The sequence below is a fragment of the Cyanobacteriota bacterium genome (assembly GCA_025054735.1).
Classification (GTDB): domain Bacteria; phylum Cyanobacteriota; class Cyanobacteriia; order SKYG9; family SKYG9; genus SKYG9.
In genome coordinates, this window is record JANWZG010000344.1 from 1 (window position 1) to 4,413 (window position 4,413).

At 50.1% G+C, this 4,413-nt stretch carries 3 protein-coding genes; all 3 read left to right on the top strand.

All coding sequences use genetic code 11. From position 1 onward, the window contains the following. Positions 1–5 precede the first annotated feature (5 nt). Complete coding sequence (gene ftsY / locus NZ772_14640; GenBank protein MCS6814789.1) at positions 6–1,577, top strand: signal recognition particle-docking protein FtsY; 1,572 nt, start codon at positions 6–8, stop codon at positions 1,575–1,577. A gap of 51 nt (positions 1,578–1,628) precedes the next feature. Further along, positions 1,629–3,476, top strand: coding sequence for a hypothetical protein (locus NZ772_14645; GenBank protein MCS6814790.1), 1,848 nt, complete (start codon positions 1,629–1,631; stop codon positions 3,474–3,476). 303 nt (positions 3,477–3,779) lie between these two features. Beyond that, positions 3,780–4,413 (top strand): hypothetical protein (locus NZ772_14650; GenBank protein ID MCS6814791.1); only part of this gene is annotated, 634 nt, incomplete at its 3' end.

Here is a 4,413-nt window from a genome sequence, read left to right on the forward strand (position 1 = left end):
TAGCGCTGGAGAACATCAAAAAACGACAGCAGGCGGCTGCTCGTACTGAAGAGGTTGTTCCTGTTGCGTCACAATCAGTAGAGGCAACACCAGCCGCGGCTGGCTCTACTGAGGGGGCTTCAAATGCGGTTGAACAAAACCCTGAGCTGGGTACGATCGCCGTCTTAACTGAACCTAAGGTGGCTGGGGAAAGTGTCGTCACCGTTGTGGCCGGGCAAGAATCTCTTCAGCCAATTACTGGTAAGGATGATGTTGCTGCCACGATGGGTACAGAGATAGGTACAGCTATCGACGCAGATGCCACGGTTACCCCAGAAATCACATCGGAAGCGACAGAGACTCCAGAATTCTCATCAAGGGTGCCGATTTGGATGCAAGCTGCTGCTGATCGTGAAGCTAAGCTAGAGCGGTTGCGATCAACGGCGATCGAAATAGATGAACCACCTGCTCGGCCAACATCTTCACTAGCATCCTCAGCACCTGATCGTACCGCTGCACCGCCAGCAGCAGTACCCCACTCCGTAGCCGAGACTGAATCAGCTACTGTTGATGTGGATCCGTTGCCAGAATTAGTGCTTGACGAGGGGTTTCTGTGGTCTGCGGAAGTATTGGCAGCCCAAGGTCGGCAAGCTGAAGACGTTTCCATTGAAGAAATTACCTGGTTAAAACGCCTACGTCAGGGACTAGACCGCACGCGGCGTAGTCTGGTTAACCAACTCAAAGCAATTGTAGGTCAGGGGCCGCTTAATCCAGATGCTGTGGAGTCGATCGAGGAACTCTTGCTGCAAGCGGATGTAGGAGTAGAAGCAACCGATTACATTGTGCAGGCGTTACAGCGGAAGCTACGGGATGAAGTGCTGCCACCAGAGCAAGCCATTGGTTACTTGAAGCAGTTGCTGCGCGATATGTTAGATGCCCCCCTACAGGGCAATAGTCGTCACCTAGCCCCTGAAAAGGGCGCACTGAATATCTGGTTAATCACGGGTGTCAATGGGGTGGGCAAAACTACAACGATCGGCAAACTAGCGCACATTGCCACCAAGTCAGGCTATTCTTGCTTGATTGCTGCCGCCGATACCTTTCGAGCAGCCGCCGTGGAGCAGGTAAAGATTTGGGGACAACGCAGTAATGTTGAGGTGATTGCCAATCCAGGGCAAAATACGGATCCAGCCGCAGTTGTGTATGATGCGATCGCTGCTGCCCAGTCACGGGGGACTGAATTGTTGTTGGTGGATACGGCTGGTCGCTTGCAAAACAAAAAGAATCTGATGGATGAACTCAGCAAGATTCGTCGAATTATTGATAAGAGAGCGGCTAATGCGAACATTCAATCATTTCTGGTATTAGACGCTAGCCTAGGCCAAAACGGGGTGCGCCAAGCCGAGGTATTTCTGGAAGCAGCTCAGTTGAATGGAGTCATTCTCACCAAGTTGGATGGCACCGCTAAAGGTGGAGTCGCACTAGCTGTTGTGCAACAATTGGGACTGCCCATTCGATTTATTGGCGCAGGAGAGGGCATTGAAGATTTACGTCCTTTCTCTAGCTATGAGTTTGTGGAAGCGCTATTAAGTGGCTAAGTGTCAGTGGCTAAGTGTCAGTGTAAGGGCTAAGTGTATGAGTGGCTTAGTATGACTCAGGGATTGACTGCGATCGACCTCATGGTGTCTCCAGTGCAATCAGTGTCTCCTACGACCACGATTGGTACAGCCCACAGCCTCCTCCATCAACAGGATGGCACAGATGTACTCATAGTCTCTCATCAAGATTATCCGCTTGGTCAGCTTTCTCGCCACGATTTAGATATGGCTGTTCACTATGGATTTGCCCACGCCCACGTGCAAGACTTTATGCGGTGCGATTGCATAGCTGTTACTGCTGATACACCAATTGCTGAGATGCAAGCCCTAGTTGCGGATAGTAACCCAGCTTCTCTAGTTGTGTTAGAGCACGATCGTCTAGTAGGCTATATTCCCCGCCATAGAATACCCCCAGTTTCCCCTGCATCCTTTACAGACCTGGATCCAGCAATTCCTGCCATTCCCCTCTTTCTGCGTCCTCTCCTTCACCAGCGCTTGCCCTCTCACCTCTGGCAACTATTGAACCATGCTGCTGACTTTGCAATTCATCAGGGGTTACAGTTATATCTCATTGGCGGAGCTATCCGAGATTTGCTGCTGGGCAGCGCTGATGAGCTATTACAATTGCATGATATTGACCTAGTGGTTGAGCCAGCCGATGGGCAATATCCACTAGCTTCAGGAGAAGCAGCATCTTCTGATGGCACCATACATCCTGCCCTCCAGTTGGCAATGGCTCTCCATCAGCTTTATCCAGAGGCGAAACTTCAGGGGCATAGCCAGTTTCAAACCGCCGACCTGTTATGGCATAGTCATCCAATATTCAATAACTTGTGCGTAGATATTGCTACTGCTCGCACGGAATTTTATTCCCATCCGGCAGACAATCCCCAAGTAAGACCCTGTACGATCGCCCAAGATCTTCATCGCCGTGACTTCACCATCAACACACTAGCGACGCGGCTGACGAGCCATGATCAGATGCCCTTGTTAGACGCTTTTGGCGGCTATAGGGATTTACAAGCTGCCACTGTCCGGGTTCTTCACCCCACTAGCTTCATAGAAGACCCCACACGCATTTATCGAGCAGTTCGATTTAGTGCCAAGTTAGGCTTCCAGCTTGAGTCTCGAACAGAGCACTACATTCGCTACGCCGTGGCACAGTTCCCTCAAATGTTTGCTCCATTGTTTTCTGGGAAGGGCGATCGTCGTCAATGGCCTGCGCTAGGTAGCCGCCTCAAGAATGAACTGAAATATATTCTCAAATCACCCAATTGGCAATCTGCCCTCAAATTACTGGCTGACCTAGATGCTCTTACCTGTCTTCACCCTACATTAAAGCTAACTCCTCGCCTGTGGCATAGGCTGCGACTGATTCATCGCTGTTTCCTGATTGCTAGCCGCCATTCACCATCCATTTCCACCTCAGTTACCTACTGGGAATATTTGCTAGAAACCCTGATTGCCGATCTGGAGCCGCAGTACCGCAGCATCGTTGCTCGTAACCTACAGTGCTCGCTAGAGAGCTGCGATCGCCTTGATCGTCTAGAGCACTATCAACAAGAAATCACCGATGGCCTGAAACAGTGCGATCGGCCTAGTCAAGTAGTGCATCTGCTTAAACCCTACAACACGGCTACCTTAGTCATAGTTGGTGTTTACAGCGATCAATCAGTCCGGAAGCAAATTTGGCGCTATCTCAGTTACTGGCGCTTCATTACCTCACCTCTGGATGGCAGTGACTTGCAAGCACTAGGCTATCAACCAGGCAAACAGTTTCGACAGATGCTAGAGGAATTAGTAGTGGCTGTGCTAGATGGCACAATTAACGCAGACTCGCCAGAAGAACAACGTCATCAAGCTGAGCAATTCCTCAGTGCTCGCTACACCAGGTTTTGAGCGCCAGGCAAACCCCATGCTAAGACCAACCATGCTAATGGTACCTTTACTGCAAAAAACTAGTCGGTTATACCTCTTCTTCTGCCTACTACAGTATGGATACGGTATAGACAGCTTTCCGGTCCTTACTACGAACTAATGGGTTATGTCGTTGGCCTTTGGAGAAAAAGATACTCCTGCGCAAAATTTTTGTTCCAAAGCTGCAAAGTTGTGCCATTTTGATAGCCAAGGGTTAGGTCGAGTGTTGGTACGTAGTCACCCGTAATAAATAAAACTGAGCCATGGCGTGAGGAGGTTGGTGTAATGGGATCTATCGTGCAGTCCAATAACATTTTTCTGCTAGGTCATCTGGCTAGAGCATTGTCGCTAGAGATGTTGCGTTATGCAACGTTACTGGCTATTGGCTTGGCTGCTGCCCCTAGCTTGGCCCAGTTTCCTACTCCACAGGCAAAATCATCGTCGGCATCGTCTTCGGTGCTAACCTACGGTGAACCTTTGCCCTATCTTGGCTCAACGGCTAGCCCAGCAGCATCTAGTAGTGCTGATAGCTCTCTAACAACAACTGCTGAGATGGCTAGCGAGACAATATTCGTTGGGGTTAGCCAAAGCATGGCTTCGGCCACACTTGTGCCATTTTCTATTCAGCTTACAAGTCTTGGGGTGGGTGAGAATCTGCACGCTCAGGTAGGTGCCCGATCGGATACGACTGCAAGGCCAACGTTTGTTCCTCGTGCCTTTGCACGCTATACTCATCGGGGGGCTGGTTATCTTGAAGGCTTTACGTCGTTGGGTGCTTTCGTTCCCTTCGATCTAGATAGCAACCTAGGTCTAACTTTCTTTGAAGGGCAACTTCTCATTCAGAACAACTCAGCTCTTGGTGCTAATGCTGTCCTTGGCCATCGGTTTTATGACCGAACTTTAGAAGCTGTCTACGGCG

Excerpts from the sequence above, each read along its gene's own strand:
- NZ772_14645 (MCS6814790.1), top strand. The coding sequence starts at position 1,629 with ATGACTCAGGGATTGACTGCGATCGACCTCATGGTGTCTCCAGTGCAA.